The organism is Acinetobacter sp. H1(2024), assembly GCF_046557555.1.
Lineage (GTDB): Bacteria > Pseudomonadota > Gammaproteobacteria > Pseudomonadales > Moraxellaceae > Acinetobacter > Acinetobacter seifertii.
Genome location: NZ_JBKGFO010000002.1, coordinates 634,618 through 652,241, shown reverse-complemented (window position 1 = coordinate 652,241; position 17,624 = coordinate 634,618). Strand labels below are relative to the sequence as shown.

Sequence of the window (17,624 nt, the reverse complement as noted above, 5' to 3'; positions counted from 1 at the left end):
TTTGTATAAAGAAAAAGGGTGAAATTACCCAATTGACCATTTTGATCTTTGCACAATTTGTCAGCATATATAGCCTGAAAACGACAAATTTTGAGTCTTTTACACCGTGCTTATGCTTCTTACTAATAAGGTAAATAAAATAAAAAGATAATAAAAATCAATGTATAAAATAGACTTTAAAAAGAATAAAATAGAGGGTAATCATGTATAAAATTTTTTTATGAACTGATGATTTCATTTTTTTTGTACTGTTCCAGAAAATTGTGACTTGACCGAAATGCCAAACACATTGCAAGATAGGGTACCTAAAAAATTTTAATCGAAGAGTTAATATACTTTTCTCAACATTTACTTTTGCTAGAACAGCCGAGGATTACATGAAGGCTCTTGTTGCTGTAAAACGCGTGGTTGATGCCAACGTTAAAGTTCGTGTTAAGCCGGACAATAGTGGGGTTGACCTTACCAACGTTAAAATGTCAATCAACCCATTTTGTGAAATCGCAGTGGAAGAAGCGGTTCGCTTAAAAGAAAAAGGAACAGTATCAGAAATCGTTGTTGTTTCTGTTGGCCCTAAAGAAGCTCAAGAACAAATCCGTTCTGCAATGGCTTTGGGTGCAGACCGCGGTATTTTAGTTGAAACCACTGACGAAATTGGCGCTTTAGAAGTTGCTAAAATCTTAAAAGGTGTTGTTGACGCTGAAAAACCAGAACTTATCCTTCTTGGTAAACAAGCAATTGATGATGACTCTAACCAAGTAGGTCAAATGCTTGGCGCATTATTAGGTGCTGGTCAAGGTACGTTTGCTTCTGAAGTGAAAGTGGATGGCGGTAAAGTACAAGTAACTCGTGAAATCGACGGTGGTTTACAAACTGTTGAGCTTGCACTTCCTGCAATCATTACAACTGACTTGCGTTTAAACGAGCCACGTTATGCTGCATTGCCTAACATTATGAAAGCTCGTAAAAAACCGCTTGATACAAAATCTCCTGCTGATTACGGTGTTACAGCTGGTACTAAGCTTAAAACTGTTAAAGTTGAAGCTCCAGCAGAACGTAAAGCTGGCGTACAAGTGAAATCTGTAGATGAGCTTGTAGAAAAATTGAAAAATGAAGCGAAAGTGATCTAATACGGAAGGATAAAATCATGAGTATTTTAGTTATCGCTGATCACAACAACCAAACACTTAACGGTGCTACTTTAAACGTTGTTGCTGCAGCACAAAAAATCGGTGGTGATATTACTGTATTAGTTGCTGGTTCAGGCGCTCAAGCAGTTGCTGACGCTGCTGCTAAAGTTGCTGGCGTAAGCAAAGTATTGCTTGCTGACAACGCGGCTTATGCAAACCAATTAGCTGAAAACGTAGCTGGCTTAGTTGCTGACTTAGCTAAAGGTTACAAATACGTTTTAGCTGCTTCTACCACTACTGGTAAGAACATTCTTCCACGTGTTGCTGCACTTCTTGATGTAAGTATGATCACAGACATTATTTCTGTTGAATCTGCGAACACATTCAAGCGTCCAATCTACGCTGGTAATGCAATTGCAACTGTTCAATCTGACGAAGCAATCATTGTTGGTACTGTTCGTGGTACAGCATTTGATCCAGTTGCTGCGGAAGGTGGTTCTGCTGCGATTGAAACAGTTGGCGAAGTAAAAGATGCAGGCATTTCTAAGTTTGTATCTGAAGAAATCGTTAAACTTGATCGTCCAGAATTAACAGCTGCTCGTATTGTTGTATCTGGTGGTCGTGGTGTAGGTTCTGGTGAGAACTACCACAAAGTACTTGATCCATTAGCTGACAAGCTTGGTGCAGCACAAGGTGCTTCACGTGCAGCAGTTGATGCAGGCTTCGTACCTAACGATTTCCAAGTTGGTCAAACTGGTAAAATCGTTGCACCTGAGCTTTACATTGCTGTAGGTATTTCTGGTGCGATCCAGCACTTGGCTGGTATGAAAGATTCTAAAGTTATTGTTGCAATCAACAAAGACGAAGAAGCACCAATCAACAGCGTTGCTGACTACTGGTTAGTTGGTGATTTGAACGCTGTAGTACCAGAGTTAGTAAGCAAGTTGTAATTTACAGCTTGTCACTTATTCGAAAAATGCCCTTGTGCTATAACTAGCCAAGGGCGTTTTTTATTTAGATCATTATTATGAATATTAATTATTCCGCTTCCATAGAAGCTCATCAATTGCATCAGTCATTGGTGAGATTGGCACGGGCAGATATGGCACGAGATTATTTATGTATTCGATCTAAAAATCAGCATGGGCTAGCCAATATTAAAGTTAACCAGTTGCACATGGGATTTATTCTATATGGGCAACAACAATTAAATCTTCAAACAAAACAAATCAATTTTAGTGCCGGCGATCTCTATATTATAAAACCCGATACGGTTATCGATGCAGTTAATCTGCCTGATCCTATAACGGGTGAATATCTCACTATTCTTGTGCCTATGTGTGACGAAGTCATTCAAGCTGCACAAATGATTTGGGCGAAGCCCGTAGTCGACAGAACCGAAGCAATATTAAAGTTTTCAATTGATGATTTCGCTACCTCTTTAACCGAGTGGCAAACAGCTTTGTTTAATCATGATGTGGTGAAAGCACGTTTATGTATTACTGCTATGCTTGTACAGTTATGCCAACAGCACTTCTCAGATGTATTAATTGTACCGCCCCCTAAATTGACAAAAATCATTCATGATTGGGTAATAGAGAATCCACAGCACGATTGGCAGTCTCGTGAGTTTGAAATGCGATTGGGTTTGAGCAGTGCAACACTTCGCCGTAAGCTCAGCTATGAAGATACAACCTTAAGAGAAACGATTACACATGCACGTCTTACTTATGCACTTGAGATGTTGTATTCGAAAAAACTACCCATGAAAACCATTGCAGCCAAATCGGGATATCAATCGGTTGCTATTTTTCGTGATCGCTTTGTAGAGCGTTATGGGATAGATCCAGCTGTTCTAGCTGCCGAATAAGTCAATTTGAGCGTTTCTTGTAGTTTATTGAGCGATTTAGATAGATAAAGGCCAGTAGAGTTAAAGTATTAAAAATACCAAGGACTCTATGATGAAATCATTAAAATCACTTGCGATATTATTACTGCTGAGTGCCAGTACAGTTATATATGCAGAACAAAAGCCAACCGTGCATCAGGTTGATGGTTACTTTTTACAACCCGTAGGAAATCTTAAAGTAACGGCTTTATTTGATGGGGAACTGGGATTACCTCGTAGTGATTTACTGGGTATTTCAGCTGAAAAAGCCAATCGACTGTTTGAAGAAAATTTTGTTCCTGTAGATGAGCATAATCAGATTGTCACGGATTTCTCTGCCTATCTTGTGCAAACACCGACACAGAATATTTTAATTGATGCAGGAACTGCAAAATGTTTTGGGCCTACCTTGGGTCATGTACGTGAAAATTTAAAGAAAACAGGTGTACAGCCTGAACAAATAGATACCATCTTAATTACACATGCCCATCCTGATCATTTATGCGGGATTACACTAGACGGCAAAATGGTTTATCCAAATGCGAAAGTTTATCTGGCTAAAGAAGATGTCGACTTTTGGACATCATCTGCAAATGAAGCAAAAGCCACCGATTTTTTTAAACCAATATTTAAAATGACGCGTGATGCCTTGCAGCCATACCAAAAGGCAGGACAGTTAGTTGCTTTTACCAAAGCCACTTTTAACGTACCGAATGTTCAACTCATCGTGACTCATGGTCATACGGAAGGTCATTCTTCATACTTAGTAGATGGACAAAACGGTCAAAAGTTCTTAGGTCTAGGTGATGTGGTGCATTACGGTGCAGTCCAATTTTCTTATCCTGAAGCAAGCTACAAACCCGATACTCACTCGAATCAGGCTATAGCTGTTCGTAAGAATATCTTTGAACAAGCCTACAAAAATCAATGGTGGGTGGGGGCAGCACATATCGCTTTTCCTGGCATTGGACACATTGGTAAAAGCTCAACAGGATATCAATGGATACCGGCTCAATACCTTCCTGTAAAATGATAAGTTCAAATTGATTATTCAAAAAAGAGCAATGAATTTGAAAAATGGACTCGGAATCTTTAGCTCAAATATTGCTAAGTTGGGTTAAGACGAAAAGTTTGATTCTTTAAATAGATGAAATGTGTTCTAAAAAGAGCACTTTCATGCTGTTTATATTTTGGTCGAATAATTGAGTTTTAAGGAATACATTTAAAAGTAGAAATCTATAATTTTAACTTATTAATTCTAATAGAATTTTTATTGTAAAAAAATGCTATTTAAAGATCGCTAAACTCCCAGTTAGCGAGCAATTTATGCTATAGTATACAGCTATATTTTTTTCGATTTTAGTTCACTTTCCGGAACTAAATTTTTTGCAAGATCAAGACATATAAACGGATAGAAATATCTATCTGTAAGAAGGAGTATGCATGAGCGTATCGGAAATCCGACCGATTGCCATTGAGGACGAACTCAAGCATTCATATTTAGATTACGCAATGAGTGTAATCGTATCTCGTGCATTGCCGGATGTGAGAGACGGTCTTAAACCTGTTCACCGTCGTGTGCTTTATGCCATGCACGAATTGGGCAATGACTATAACAAAGCCTACAAGAAATCTGCTCGTGTCGTTGGGGACGTAATCGGTAAATATCACCCGCATGGTGACTCAGCTGTTTATGAAACCATTGTTCGTATGGCTCAAGACTTTAGCTTACGTTATTTATTGGTTGATGGTCAGGGTAACTTTGGTTCGATCGATGGTGATAGCGCGGCGGCAATGCGTTATACCGAAGTCCGTATGACTAAGCTGGCACATGAGCTTCTTGCAGATTTAGAAAAAGACACAGTTGACTGGGAAGATAACTACGACGGTTCAGAACGTATTCCTCAGGTACTTCCGACACGCGTTCCAAACTTGTTAATTAACGGTGCTGCTGGTATTGCCGTAGGTATGGCAACCAACATGGCACCACACAACATGACAGAAGTTGTGAATGCTTGTTTGGCTTATGCTGATAATCCGAATATTTCGATTGAAGGATTGATGGAATACATTACCGGTCCTGACTTCCCTACAGGCGGTATTATTTACGGTAAATCAGGTATTGTTGATGCCTACCGTACCGGTAAAGGTCGTTTACACATTCGCGGTAAATACCATTTCGAAGAAGATGAAAAGACAGGTCGTACAACGATCGTCTTTACTGAAATTCCATATCAAGTCAACAAAGCAAGAGTAATTGAACGTATTGCTGAGTTGGTAAAAGAGAAAAAACTTGAAGGTATTTCAGAGCTTCGTGATGAGTCTGACAAAGACGGTATGCGTATTGCTATTGACTTAAAACGCGGTGAAAACGCAGAAGTCGTTGTAAATAACTTATTCTTAAATACTCAGCTTGAAAACTCATTCAGCATCAACATGGTTTGTCTAGACAATGGACAGCCAAAATTGATGAATCTGAAAGATATTATTGCGGCATTTATTCGTCACCGCCAAGAAGTTGTGACACGCCGTACCATGTTCGAATTACGTAAAGCACGTGAACGTGGTCATATCTTGGAAGGTTTGACAGTTGCCTTAGCAAATATTGATGAAATTATTGAAACCATCAAAACTTCTGCTAACCCTGCTGAAGCGCGTGAGCGTTTACTTGCTGGCGAGTGGGCAGGTGGTGGTGTTATTTCATTACTTGAAAAAGCAGGTGCAATTTCTGTTCGTCCAGATGAGATTGAAGGTGAAGATCCAAATCGTCCATTTGGTCTAAGCGATTCAATTTACCGTCTATCTCCGACGCAAGTAGGCGCAATTTTAGAATTACGTTTACACCGTTTAACAGGTCTAGAACAAGACAAGTTACACGCAGAATATACTGAAATTTTAGGTCAAATTGCTGAACTGACGGCAATTCTAAACGACTTCAACTTGTTGATGGCTGTTATTCGTGAAGAGCTAGCACAAGTATTACAACAATATGGTGATGCACGTCGTACCGAAATTGTTGAATCTCGTGTTGATTTCTGTCGTGAAGATTTAATTCCAGAAGAACAAGTGGTATTAACTGTTTCTCAAACGGGCTATGCAAAAACTCAACCACTTTCAGACTATCAGGCACAGCGCCGTGGTGGACGTGGTAAGTCTGCAACCTCAATGAAAGATGATGATTTTATTCAACATCTGATTGTGGCATCGAACCACGCGACCGTACTTTGCTTTACCAACGTAGGTAAAGTGTATCGTCTGAAAGTATTTGAGGTTCCTCAAGCATCACGTGGGGCAAAAGGCCGTCCAATCGTGAACTTGTTACCTTTAGATGCAACAGAAACAGTTACTGCTATCTTGCCTTTAACAGAGTTCCCAGAAAACCACTATGTATTTATGGCGACAGCTTCTGGTACGGTTAAACGTGTTGAGTTAGAACAGTTTGCAAACATTCGTTCAAACGGTCTACGTGCTATTGAACTTAATGAAGAAGATACCTTAATTGGTGTTGCGATTACTGATGGTAATCAGCAAATCATGTTGTTCTCTAACGAAGGTAAAGCAATTCGTTTTGCTGAAACTGACGTACGTGCAATGGGTCGTACAGCGAAAGGTGTACGTGGTATGCGCGTGAGCTTCGCAAGCAATACTTTAAGCGAAGAAGATGCAGACGTTGAAAACGATGAATTAGATGATAACGATGATTCAGCAGATTCAAATCTAGTAAGTCGTATTGTATCGCTTGTAGTTGTACCAGAGACAGGTGAAGTGCTATGTGCGAGTGCCAACGGTTATGGTAAACGTACTCCTGTAAATGATTTCCCAACCAAGAAACGTGGTGGTAAGGGTGTTATTGCAATTAAAACAACTGAACGTAACGGTGAGCTAGTTGGTGCAGTTTCTATTGATGAAACTAAAGAGTTATTGTTGATTTCTGATGGTGGTACGCTTGTTCGCACACGTGCCGCAGAGGTTGCAATGACAGGCCGTAATGCTCAAGGTGTTCGTCTCATTCGTTTAAGCGAAGAAGAAACTTTGGTTGGTGTGGTTTCAATTGAAGCTGTAGAAGACGAAGAAGAACTTTTTGAAGGCGAAGTAGATACGACTGAAACCGATAGTGAAGAAGCAGTATCTAATAATGAAGATACTTCTGAAGAATAAGATGTTTTAAAATAAAAAAAGGAAGCTCAGGCTTCCTTTTTTTATGTCTAATCTATTTATTTTGCTGGATGGAAAATAAATACATCATAGTTTCGGTAGTGTAGAGTTTTCACAGAAGGATCTTTAGTTGCAAAATTATTTGGCTGACTGACCACAATCAAATCTTGCTTTTGGGCTAAGGCATCTTTAAGTTGCTGCTCGCTCCATAAATACTTCTTACGTTCAGGCTCAAATAACAGTCCATCCTTAATTTCTAAAGAGGCGCTATCAGAATGAACACTATCCCATTCATTTACAATATAAACAGGCTGTTTAAGCTGTAAAAGGAAAGGCACATCATAGAAATAGTAATTATAGAAAACTATTTTTGTAGATGGGGTGAGGTACTCAGCAAAATCTGTTTGGCCCACATTATTTTTAGTATCTAAAATACGAACAGCAAAAGGAACCGCACTACATAGAACAATCAAACTCATAAAAATATAGTTTAGATAGCTCACTTTTTGCTTTTTATATAACCATACTAAAACTAATGGAAGCACAATTAATAGTGTGCCAATCGTGTAAATGAAGACAGCTTCATGTTGGAAAAAAGGCTGATTCGCACGCAGAAAATGTGGGGTAGCCACAATGCCTATTCCAAGAATCATAATAAATACAGGAGTACCCCATACCTGTAATTTGGTCTTATAACTGCTTTCAAGAACTTTATTAATCACAAGTGCCAAGAAAATAGTAAGGGGCGGGACAGCAGGTAAAATATAGCCCGCTAGTTTAGAAGGTGGAATGGAGAAGAAAACCGTGACAGAAATAAACCACCATACAAGCAAGGCAAATACACCAGATTGCTTATGATCTTTAAAGACGGTCTTAATAGACTCAAATCGACTCGCAAAAAACCAAGGTAAAGAACCAACAAATAAAATAAGCAGATAGAAACACCACGGTTGCTTATTATTAAATTCTTTTGAACTAAATCGACTAAATTGTTGGTCAATAAAGAAATAATGTAAAAATTGAGGATATTTACTTTGTACTGCGTATAACCATGGACTAACGATAAGTAAGAATAGCAATATCCCTAATGGATTAAGAAGCGAAGGTATTTTCTTCCACTGTTTTGTGTAGAGTAACCAAGGTAATAAAATCATACCTGGAATGAGAACACCAATAAGTCCTTTACTGAGAAAGGCTGCTGCGCCTGCAACATAACCTAAAAATAAGATAGGTTTACGTGCACAAATAGTGAAATCAGCAAAGCATAAAACGCTTAATGTAATCCCAGATGCTACTAATAAGTCATGGTTAATGTATTGACTACTACCAAAAAAAAGTAGGTTAGTCGCTAAAATAATAACCGTGAGTTGCGCTACACGCTCTGAAATATGTTTTTTTACAAACCAGAATAGACCAACTAAGGTGAGTGTAGCAGCCAAAACAGGTACTAAGCGTAACACCCATACATGCACCCCAAAAATTTCCATAAAAATAGAACTTAACCAATGGAGCAATGGAGGTTTATGCATAAATGGTAAACTATCGATTCGTGGAGTTAACCAATCTCCAGATTCGACCATCGCTCGGCTAATATCTCCGTAGCGGCCTTCATCCGGTACTGACAAAGGTCTTATCCAAGAAAGAACAAGTAACCAGCATGGTAAAAAAAATAATAAAAATTTCGAATTACGAAGCCATTGCTGCATACACAATCCTTAATGTTGAAATGCAAAAAAACGGTTAAGCAAAAAAGTCACGACAGAAGTCAGAACAATTGCAATACACACTAAGGTTGAAACAGGAATGTCAAAATAAAGATTTGAAAGTAAAAGAAAACTTTCATTAAATAAAAAACCTAAGCCTGCAACTAATGTGAATTTTGGTAAAGTCTGACGATGAGCAAGATGCTGTGCTTTAAAAGTAAAAATGCGATGCCCGAAATAGCTCACCCAATAGGCAACTAAAAATGCAAGTAAATTAGCATATTGCAGCTCGACATGCTTCTTAAACAGAAGCATGGCTACACTATAGTGGGTGAGTGCTGCTGCGGCACCAGTAGTGGCAAACCGCGTGAGCTGAAAAATATGAGCAAACATGTTAGAAACTTGAGAATGTATTTTCAGGCTTTGTGATGGATTTTTCTTGTTTAATATGAGAATGTTCGGATGCAACAATGTACTTTGGTCTATTTTTTACTTCCGCATAAATTCGACCTACATATTCACCAACAATACCTAGGAATAACAATTGTATACCACCTAGTAATGTCATGCCTGCTACAAGTGTTGCCCAACCTGGAACAGAAACACCCTCAATCAAGGTTTTAAGGATAATCCATGTTCCGTAACCCATAGCGCCTAAAGCTAAGATTGCACCTAAATAAATACAAATGCGTAAAGGTAAATCTGAAAAACCAGTTAGACCTGACATAGCTAAGTTAAAGAGAGCTTTTACGTTAAAACTAGAACGACCATGTTGACGTTCTTGCTCAGAAAAATTAACGCCTATACTTTTGAATCCAACCCAAGCATAAAGACCCTTCATATAGCGGTTTTTTTCTGGCAATTGTTTAATTGCTTCAACAACTTTTGCATCTAATAGACGAAAGTCTCCAGCACTTTCTGGAATATCGATCGGTGAGCTTAAGTTTAATATACGATAGTAACCTTGAGTTAAAACACGTTTGAGCCAAGACTCAGTAGTACGATTGCGAATGCCATACACCATGTCATAACCATTTTTCCAAAGGTTAATCATGGTTGGAATTGCTTCAAATGGATGTTGAAAATCAGCATCAATGAGTAGCGTCACTTCACCTGTTACGTGATCTAAGCCAGCACTTAGCGCTGCCTCTTTACCAAAGTTGCGTGAAAGTTCAAGCACAACCAATGGGTAATCATCAATCATTGTTTGTAGAATAGGAATGGTGTCGTCTTTACTCCCATCATCTACAACAATAATTTCATAGCTAAGATTTTGCTGTTTTAGACTATTTGCTAAAGCAGGAATAAAAGTTTTTAAATTTTCTGCTTCGTTATAGGCTGGAACAACGCAGGATAAAAATGGTTTTGTGTTCATTGCATTGCCCCTAGTCTAGTGAGCTGGATACCATATTGCTGACAATCAAGTTGGAACTGATCCGAACTGAAATATTCATATTCTTGTATTCGGGCATGTTGAATCGGATCTTGATCATTTGATTCTGCAAGCGCTGGATGGCACATAATCAGTAAGTGGTCTTTTGCATGCGCAAGCCAATACTGGTTCAGTTCGCCATAGTCAGTTTGCTTAAAATCATAGATGCCGGCAAATTGGTCATTTTGATTAAAATGATATGTTTGACATGCTTTTGCTAAAGAATTAGAGCCGAGTGCAGACAGCACGCGAGTCTTAAAACGATAGTGAGGTAAATTTATCGGGTGCTGTAAATTTCGAATCCAACCCGTAAATTTTTTCTCTTTTAACAATTGCAGCAAAATATCGCGTATGAATGGAAATTGATGAATATGTTGATGTCCATCAATAAAATCTGGGTGCTTTCCCATGGCTGAAACAAATAAGTCCCATTGTTCTTCAATACATTGGGTAATTAATTCACGATTCAGACTTGAAGACCATGCACGTAAAATAAGCATGGGTAAGGAAAAAACAGTATTACCTGAAGCGAAAGCATGGGTAAGATTTAAATGTAAACCAACATCAACTTGGTCACTAAAAGGTTTTAATTTGGCAGCAGCAGTTTCCCATAAATCAGACTGAGTCATACATGAGGTCGCTTGAAGTGTACCTTGTTCAATTAATTGAATAATTGCGTCAGATATTTCCGGATTCATTGCAAAGTCATCTGCGCAATAACACACCTTTGCCATATTCAAGTTCCATAATGGGTCAGAGTAGCAGAGATACCCTGAAAAGCTGCTGAAAAACTAAACAGCTTTACTATGAACAAATATCCTTAATTTCAACTTAAAGTTTTCTTAAGGTTTCATGACAATTGATACAAATTAATGCTTTGAATTTGTTTATTTTTTTAGAAATTTTTGGTCAATTTCTTAAAGAAATATTTTTAACTATAAGATTTTATAGTAAATAAAATTATAATTTGTATGTAATGTCTATTCATATTCTCACTTATTTTCTTTTAAGCGTGAATACGCTGTAATTAAAAAAATGATTCCAATTGTTGCAAGAAAAATTAATTTAGGTATCACAACATTTAAAGGAACACCCATTTGATTAAGCTGTACAAACATTTGTACACCGTGTGTAGAAGGTAAGCACCAAGCAAACCATTGTAACCATTCAGGCATGGCATGGTGGGGCCATGCGGTACCAGTTAATAAGAAAAGCGGAACTGAACTAAATACAATAATATGTCCAGCACGTTCAGGCATGTCTAAAAGTGAGCCAATCAACATGCCTAATCCAATCACACAACTAATAAAAATTGGAACCGCGACGAGTAAACCAATAAAATTTCCACCGTGTGGATAGTCGTTGAACCACAAGGTAAAACCAAAAAGATAAAAACTACCTAAGCAACCAATAGTAAATAGGCTGGCAAAAATTCCAGCAAACCGAACAGCTGTAATTTTTTTATGCTGTTCGCGGTAGCTTGCAATCAGCATGGCTAAGCCTAATACAATCGTTTGATGAATAATGAGTGTTGCAACTGCTGGAAAAATATAGCTTCCATAACCTGAAAGGGGATTAAATAAAGGAACCTGATGAATAGAAAGGGCTGGTTGGAAATGAGTACGCTCTCCAAATTTTTCAACATATTCTTTTAATGTAGCCTCAATAGAAGTAGCAAGGCCTAACCCAATTTCTTTAGTTTTTAAAAAGTTGGTTGTACTTAAGTATAAGCCAATTCCACCAGTTTCTCCGCGGCGTAGGCTCTGTGTTAAGTTGTTGGGTAAAAGCAAAATACCATCTGCTTTTTGTTCACGTACCATTTGTTCGGCTTCGAGAAAATTAGCAGTGACTTCAACAATTTTTACGTTCGGACTATTGCTGGTTTGTCCAATAATTTGAGAGCTTAAAAGACTTTGTTCTTCGTCAACAATGACGATTGGAATTGATTCAGCACGTTCAGCTTTATAGGCAGTTGGATAAAAAAAGCTATAAAGAATGACTGATAAAATCAGTGTCGTGAAAACCGAACTATTACTAACAATATCTTTAAATGTTTGGGCATAAGCTTTTAAGAATTCTTTCATTGCGCAGCTCCCCGAACTAGTTTTTTAAGTAGCAAGGAACTCAAAATGAAATAAATAAGACAGTAGCCAATCAGTATTAAAAAGGGCATCATTGAAATAAAAAGTGGACTTCCAATGACCCACTGTTCGGTCTGGAGCTTTGCATAAGGTGTATAAGGAATAATTAAAGACCAAAATTTAGTGAAAATTGGTGCATTATTTAAAGGCAGGGTCACACCAGCAAAACTTAAAGAAGAACCACCGTATACAGCAATAAAACCAAAAGTTTTACTTAAATTTTTGGTGGCAAGAATGACAGTACTACTAATGAGTGCATAAGAAAAATAAAGCAAAAACTGAGCAACTAATAAAAAGCTCAGAGAGCCAGCGACAAACCAACCGCGAATCTCAACCAACCAAAAAATCCATAACCAAGTCCAGAGACAAAAAATAAAGCTATAAAGTAAATTTTTCGCCAGTAAGCCGCGAATAAAATTTTCACGGTTAACCCACTGGGTTAATGTGCCGCGTTTAAGTTCTTGTCCAATAGCAAAAGCCACACAACAACAGAGTAATAGATGCAAAACAGCAGGAACCATGAAAGGTTCTAAATAAAATTCATAGCTCATACTTGGGTTATAGAGGGTTGAAATTTTGACGTGTGCTGTAGGAACATCTAAATAGGGGATATTATTTGCCAAATAACTCTGACCTGCATAGTTTGCTAAAGCATTGAGTGTACTGACTAACATGGCAGAGGAAATCGTATTTCCTACGCTAAAAAAAGATTGGTTAAATGCGATGCTAATTTGAGCGTCTTGAGCTTTTACAAAACGTTTTTCAGCGCCGTCAGGAATAAAAACATAACCCCAAATTTTGGTTTCATTGAGGAGTTTTTCAGCTTCGGTCGTGCTTGCAGTAATTGTTTTAACATCTACCGTATGGTTTAACGAAAGATATTTTTCAATATTGCGGCTCAGCTCACTTTGGTCCTGATCAATAATTGCGATAGGTAAATGTTCAGCCTTACCTGCATAAAACATGCTGCTAAACAAAAAAATGATAAAAGCAGGGATGAGTGTCACCATACACAAATCCCATTTATTGCTTCTTAGATAGTTTAGTTCACGTAATATACTGGCAAACATGTTTTATTTTTCTTCTTTAATTTTAAATAGAACACTCATGCCAACCTTTAAGTCTTTGACAGGACGCTCAGGCACTAGATGCAATTTAAAGCTACGAATATCATAACCACCAGTCTGACGAGTGGTTTTAATTGTGGCAAATTCACCTTCAGCATCAATATTTTTTACTTTAAACATTACGGTTTGATTTAGCGCAGGAATGAATCCTTCTAGCGTTTTGTTTTTATAAACAGAAGCGTACTGATTTTCACCGACATTTAAACTCACCCACAAATCATCATCTTCTAAAATGCTGACAACCGGCACACCTATTGCAACCAGTTCAGAAGGTTTCCCATAAGTTTTTGAAACTGTACCTGAAATAGGAGCGAGTAAGCGGGTTTCTGCTTCAAGTGCTTGGGCTTCACTGACAGCTGCTTTTGCAATATCCACTTGAGCATCTGCTGTAGATTTCTGCTGACTGGTACTTCCGCGCTTTGCTCGCGCATATTGTTGATAAGCTGCCTCACTTAACTCTTGAGCAGAGGTTTGGGCTGCAAGCATCTCATCTCGTCTTTGACGGGAAATGACACCTTGTCTATATAAATTTTCTCCACGCTGATAAGTGGTTTTTGCAAGATTTGCTTGAGCTTTCATACTCTGCCAGTTGGCATACAGAGTATCAATATTTTCTTGTTGTGAACCTCGATCCACAGTCGACTGAAGTGCTAAAGCTGATTGTAAGGTTGCTAAGGCTTGTTGCTTTTTAGCTTCTATTTCTGGACTGACTAAACGAACTAGAGGTTGTCCTTTAGAAACTTTTTGACCTTCTTGTACATAAATTTCTTCAATACGACTTGGAACTTTAGTGCTCACGTGAATCGTTTCAGCCTCAACTCTGCCTTGTAATTCAATAGGCTTTGGTTGATAACTTTTCCACAAACCGAAAATGATCAAACCTAACAAAGCAATAATGACTACACCAATTATTAGTTTAATTTTTGAATTTTTAGGTGGCTGAGTATTACTTTTATTCGACTTTACTTCTTGAGTATTGTCAGTTTGAATATTTTGTTGATCTTGACCTGTTTGCTCTGTATCCGTAACAGGTGAATCTTGTTGAGAAGAAGATGATTCTTGATTCATTTTATGCCCCCTATTAGCGGATATAGTCAGTATGTGGTTGAGTCACATAAGCTTTAAACTGGTCCATAGAACCATGGCTTTGCAATAAGGTTGCAAGTGACATGACATATTTATATGCATTTAAAGCCATTTCTGTTTTTAGAGCACTTAATGCATTTTGTGCATCAATAACTTGTGTGGCTGTTCCCATACCTTCACGGAATGAAAGTTCCTGAATACGCAAGTTTTCTTGAGCTGCACTAATATTTCTTTGCAATAACGTGTGACTTTGCTGTGCTGAATTGAGCTCGTTATATGACTTATTCAATAATCCTTCAATTTCTTGTTTAGTTCGCTCAGTTAATAGTTCTGAGGCATAACGTTTTAACTCGGCCGCATGAATATTCTTATTTTTATCTACACCTGAAAACAAGTTGTACTTTGCCATCACACCTACAATCCAGTTTTCCTTTTCATCTAGTGCATATTCGCCAAAAGCAAATAGACTTGGTTTCTTTGCTGCTTGTTGAGCTTGAATATTTGCATTAGCCAATTGGGTATCTAACTGCATTTTTTGCACAAGACTTGATTTTTGAGTGTAACTACTTAGCAGTGTTTCTAAAGATTGGCTACGAACTGTATTTACAAAAAGAGGAGTACTTAAATCAGCATTACTTTGCTGATGAAGAAGATTGTTTAAACTGAATTGACTAGCATTTAGGTTTGCTTGTGCGTTTTGTAAAGCTCGCTCTGCATTGTTACGAGCAACTTCAAATTGCATGCGTTGACCTTTACTAATAAAACCTTGCTGTTCGAGCTTTAACGCATTGCTATAATGTTTCTGCATTGCATTAAAGTTAAATAAGCTACTCGCGACCAGTTGCTGTTGTAATTGCACATTAAAATAACTTTGTACGACTTCAAACCGCTGGATATCTTGTTGTTGTTGGCTTGAAAGCTCTGAGCGCTGAGCTTGAATGTTGGCTATCTTTTTTGCACTGCTGGTTAAGCCCCCTGTATAAAGTGGCATCACAACTGAAATAGACGGGCGTACGACCTGATCTTCTAAAGTTAAATTGGCGTAGTTAGGAAAGCGATTTATCCCATCATGGATGATTTGGTTTGAACCTTCCTGAATTTGTCCCAAAACATCGGATGGAATGACATTGTTCCACTGTGAAAGCTTATCATTGAGCCCTTGGCTTAAATCATTCTCAAGCTTTTGTTTGAAACCACCAAGTGGTACGTCTGTTTCACTGTGAAATGCGTACGCTCTTACGTTTAAATCAACTCTAGGTAAACCTAGGCCTTTGACTGCTTCAGCTTCTAATTGAGAAGCTTGTTGCAATGCTTGGTTGGCTTGGGTGCTATATGAGCTTTTTAAAGCTTGTTGTTCAGCTTCGGCATAACTTAAGCTTTGTGCATAAATAGGCGTTGCAATAAATATTCCCAATACCAAAGCAAGATAATTGGGTTTAAAGAGAAAAGGGCGTATTGACTGTCGATACTGATGTGTTGGCATTTTATATAACAATTTTTGATCATCCCTTATAGTTTAAAATTCTTGTTATTAAATTCAATTATCATATTGTTTATTATACAATTGTATAAAAGCACAAAATGATTTTGAGTTTACTTTTCTTGATGGAAAATCATACAGCAAACTTTATATATTCATCACAGTATGGGAAACTCCATTCACAAGTCAAGTTGAACTTTATTTAGTAAAACTTATAAAAAAATAAGTGAAAGCAAACAAATAAATAAAATAGTTATTGAAAAAATAAACCTAAATACGCCCTAGCATTGAAATATTTACTAGAGAAGCTGCTGCAAGCTTAAGCAATCTGTGGTTAAATGCCTTTTTTTATTGTGTTTCACTTTACAAGGGAAAAATCATGCGCGCGTACAATTTCTGTGCTGGTCCTGCTGCATTACCTACTGCCGTTTTAGAAAAAGCTCAACAAGAATTGTTGGATTGGCAAGGTAAAGGTCTATCCATCATGGAAATGAGTCACCGTAGTGCTGACTATGTTGCGGTAGCTGAAAAAGCTGAAGCAGACTTGCGTAAGCTTATGAATATTCCTGAAAACTATAAAGTGCTGTTTTTACAAGGTGGCGCGTCATTACAATTTTCAGCAATTCCTTTAAATCTGCTTGGTAAAAATAACAAAGCAGATTATATCCATACAGGAATTTGGTCTGAAAAAGCCTTAAAAGAAGCAAAACGCTATGGCGACATTAATGCTGTAGAAGCAGGCATTAAAGTAGATGGTAAGTTCGCAATTTCTGATCAAAGCGAATGGAACTTATCTGATAATGCTGCTTATGTTCATTATGCAGATAATGAAACAATTGGCGGATTACAGTTTGCAGGTATTCCTGATGTTAAAGCACCACTTGTTTGTGACTATTCATCAAGTATTTTATCTGCTCCATTAGATGTGACCAAGTTCGGTTTAATCTATGCTGGTGCGCAAAAAAACATTGGTCCTGCTGGTTTAACAATCGTTATTGTTCGTGATGATTTACTTGACCAAGCTAAACCAGAAATTCCAAGCATTTTAAAATATGGTGATCAAGCCAAAAATGGTTCTATGGTGAATACACCATCGACTTATGCTTGGTACTTGTCTGGTTTGGTATTTGAATGGTTACTAGAGCAGGGTGGGGTAGACGCTATTCATAAAGTTAACCTTGAAAAAGCTCAGTTACTTTATGGTTATATCGATTCTAGCGATTTTTATAATAACCCGATTGCTATTCCAAACCGTTCAATTATGAATGTACCATTCACTTTGGCAGATGAAGCTTTAGAAAAGCAATTCTTGAAAGAAGCTGAAGAAAATCATTTATTGAACTTAGCAGGTCATCGCTCAGTTGGTGGTATGCGTGCAAGTATTTATAACGCAGTGCCATTAGAAGGCGTTCAAGCACTTATTCGCTTTATGGATGATTTTGCTAAACGTAATGGTTAAGTAAATCAAATAAAAAAAGCCCTCGA

The 17,624-nt window shown here is 37.7% G+C and carries 14 protein-coding genes; 6 read left to right on the top strand and 8 right to left on the bottom strand.

Going from position 1 to position 17,624, the window contains the following annotated elements; translation table 11 throughout:
• Positions 1–377 precede the first annotated feature (377 nt).
• The 5 genes from ACLCEG_RS08840 to gyrA all read left to right on the top strand — a co-directional run bounded on the left by ACLCEG_RS08840 (position 378) and on the right by gyrA (position 7,173).
• Positions 378–1,127 (top strand): electron transfer flavoprotein subunit beta/FixA family protein, encoded by a 750-nt coding sequence (locus ACLCEG_RS08840; protein ID WP_004699812.1) that lies wholly within the window; start codon positions 378–380, stop codon positions 1,125–1,127.
• Positions 1,128–1,144: 17 nt separating this feature from the next.
• On the top strand, positions 1,145–2,077 hold the full coding sequence (locus tag ACLCEG_RS08835) for an electron transfer flavoprotein subunit alpha/FixB family protein (RefSeq protein ID WP_004699815.1): 933 nt from the start codon (positions 1,145–1,147) through the stop codon (positions 2,075–2,077).
• Positions 2,078–2,154: 77 nt separating this feature from the next.
• Entirely contained in the window at positions 2,155–2,997 is an 843-nt protein-coding gene (locus tag ACLCEG_RS08830; RefSeq protein ID WP_410567155.1) for a helix-turn-helix domain-containing protein, read from the top strand.
• A gap of 91 nt (positions 2,998–3,088) precedes the next feature.
• Positions 3,089–4,048, top strand: a complete 960-nt coding sequence (locus ACLCEG_RS08825) for an MBL fold metallo-hydrolase (RefSeq protein WP_410567153.1) — start codon at positions 3,089–3,091, stop codon at positions 4,046–4,048.
• 410 nt (positions 4,049–4,458) lie between these two features.
• Positions 4,459–7,173 (top strand): DNA gyrase subunit A, encoded by a 2,715-nt coding sequence (gene gyrA, locus ACLCEG_RS08820; protein WP_410567151.1) that lies wholly within the window; start codon positions 4,459–4,461, stop codon positions 7,171–7,173.
• Positions 7,174–7,229: 56 nt separating this feature from the next.
• On the opposite strand, the gene ACLCEG_RS08815 is transcribed toward gyrA, so the two are convergent.
• The 8 genes from ACLCEG_RS08815 to ACLCEG_RS08780 form a co-directional block, all read right to left on the bottom strand.
• Positions 7,230–8,876, bottom strand: coding sequence for an ArnT family glycosyltransferase (locus tag ACLCEG_RS08815; protein WP_410567149.1), 1,647 nt, complete (start codon positions 8,874–8,876; stop codon positions 7,230–7,232).
• Between the two features lie 9 nt (positions 8,877–8,885).
• On the bottom strand, positions 8,886–9,266 hold the full coding sequence (locus tag ACLCEG_RS08810) for a GtrA family protein (protein WP_019457304.1): 381 nt from the start codon (positions 9,264–9,266) through the stop codon (positions 8,886–8,888).
• A gap of 1 nt (position 9,267) precedes the next feature.
• On the bottom strand, positions 9,268–10,248 hold the full coding sequence (locus tag ACLCEG_RS08805; protein WP_019457303.1) for a glycosyltransferase family 2 protein: 981 nt from the start codon (positions 10,246–10,248) through the stop codon (positions 9,268–9,270).
• Positions 10,245–11,039: a ChbG/HpnK family deacetylase gene (locus ACLCEG_RS08800; RefSeq protein WP_410567147.1), complete on the bottom strand. Its 795-nt coding sequence runs from the start codon at positions 11,037–11,039 to the stop codon at positions 10,245–10,247. The genes ACLCEG_RS08805 and ACLCEG_RS08800 overlap by 4 nt, the downstream gene beginning before the upstream one ends.
• Positions 11,040–11,297: 258 nt before the next feature.
• Positions 11,298–12,389: an ABC transporter permease gene (locus ACLCEG_RS08795; RefSeq protein WP_240061298.1), complete on the bottom strand. Its 1,092-nt coding sequence runs from the start codon at positions 12,387–12,389 to the stop codon at positions 11,298–11,300.
• On the bottom strand, positions 12,386–13,516 hold the full coding sequence (locus ACLCEG_RS08790) for an ABC transporter permease (protein ID WP_410567145.1): 1,131 nt from the start codon (positions 13,514–13,516) through the stop codon (positions 12,386–12,388). Before ACLCEG_RS08790 ends, ACLCEG_RS08795 begins: the two co-directional genes overlap by 4 nt.
• Positions 13,517–13,519: 3 nt before the next feature.
• The gene (locus ACLCEG_RS08785; RefSeq protein ID WP_019457299.1) at positions 13,520–14,641 is read right to left on the bottom strand and encodes an HlyD family secretion protein; all 1,122 of its coding nucleotides are present in this window, start codon (positions 14,639–14,641) and stop codon (positions 13,520–13,522) included.
• A 13-nt stretch (positions 14,642–14,654) separates the two neighbouring features.
• Positions 14,655–16,142: a TolC family protein gene (locus tag ACLCEG_RS08780; RefSeq protein ID WP_410567143.1), complete on the bottom strand. Its 1,488-nt coding sequence runs from the start codon at positions 16,140–16,142 to the stop codon at positions 14,655–14,657.
• 376 nt (positions 16,143–16,518) lie between these two features.
• Between ACLCEG_RS08780 and serC the strand changes: the two genes are divergently transcribed.
• A complete protein-coding gene (serC, locus tag ACLCEG_RS08775; RefSeq protein WP_004699837.1) occupies positions 16,519–17,598 on the top strand; it encodes a 3-phosphoserine/phosphohydroxythreonine transaminase in 1,080 nt (359 codons plus the stop codon).
• The last annotated feature ends 26 nt before the right edge of the window (positions 17,599–17,624 follow it).

Coding starts and splice junctions, on each gene's coding strand:
- ACLCEG_RS08830 (WP_410567155.1), top strand. CDS start 2,155: ATGAATATTAATTATTCCGCTTCCATAGAAGCTCATCAATTGCATCAG.
- ACLCEG_RS08825 (WP_410567153.1), top strand. CDS start 3,089: ATGAAATCATTAAAATCACTTGCGATATTATTACTGCTGAGTGCCAGT.
- ACLCEG_RS08835 (WP_004699815.1), top strand. CDS start 1,145: ATGAGTATTTTAGTTATCGCTGATCACAACAACCAAACACTTAACGGT.
- ACLCEG_RS08840 (WP_004699812.1), top strand. CDS start 378: ATGAAGGCTCTTGTTGCTGTAAAACGCGTGGTTGATGCCAACGTTAAA.
- ACLCEG_RS08780 (WP_410567143.1), bottom strand. CDS start 16,142: ATGCCAACACATCAGTATCGACAGTCAATACGCCCTTTTCTCTTTAAA.
- ACLCEG_RS08785 (WP_019457299.1), bottom strand. CDS start 14,641: ATGAATCAAGAATCATCTTCTTCTCAACAAGATTCACCTGTTACGGAT.
- ACLCEG_RS08815 (WP_410567149.1), bottom strand. CDS start 8,876: ATGCAGCAATGGCTTCGTAATTCGAAATTTTTATTATTTTTTTTACCA.
- gyrA (WP_410567151.1), top strand. CDS start 4,459: ATGAGCGTATCGGAAATCCGACCGATTGCCATTGAGGACGAACTCAAG.
- ACLCEG_RS08805 (WP_019457303.1), bottom strand. CDS start 10,248: ATGAACACAAAACCATTTTTATCCTGCGTTGTTCCAGCCTATAACGAA.
- ACLCEG_RS08795 (WP_240061298.1), bottom strand. CDS start 12,389: ATGAAAGAATTCTTAAAAGCTTATGCCCAAACATTTAAAGATATTGTT.
- ACLCEG_RS08790 (WP_410567145.1), bottom strand. CDS start 13,516: ATGTTTGCCAGTATATTACGTGAACTAAACTATCTAAGAAGCAATAAA.
- ACLCEG_RS08800 (WP_410567147.1), bottom strand. CDS start 11,039: ATGGCAAAGGTGTGTTATTGCGCAGATGACTTTGCAATGAATCCGGAA.
- ACLCEG_RS08810 (WP_019457304.1), bottom strand. CDS start 9,266: ATGTTTGCTCATATTTTTCAGCTCACGCGGTTTGCCACTACTGGTGCC.
- serC (WP_004699837.1), top strand. CDS start 16,519: ATGCGCGCGTACAATTTCTGTGCTGGTCCTGCTGCATTACCTACTGCC.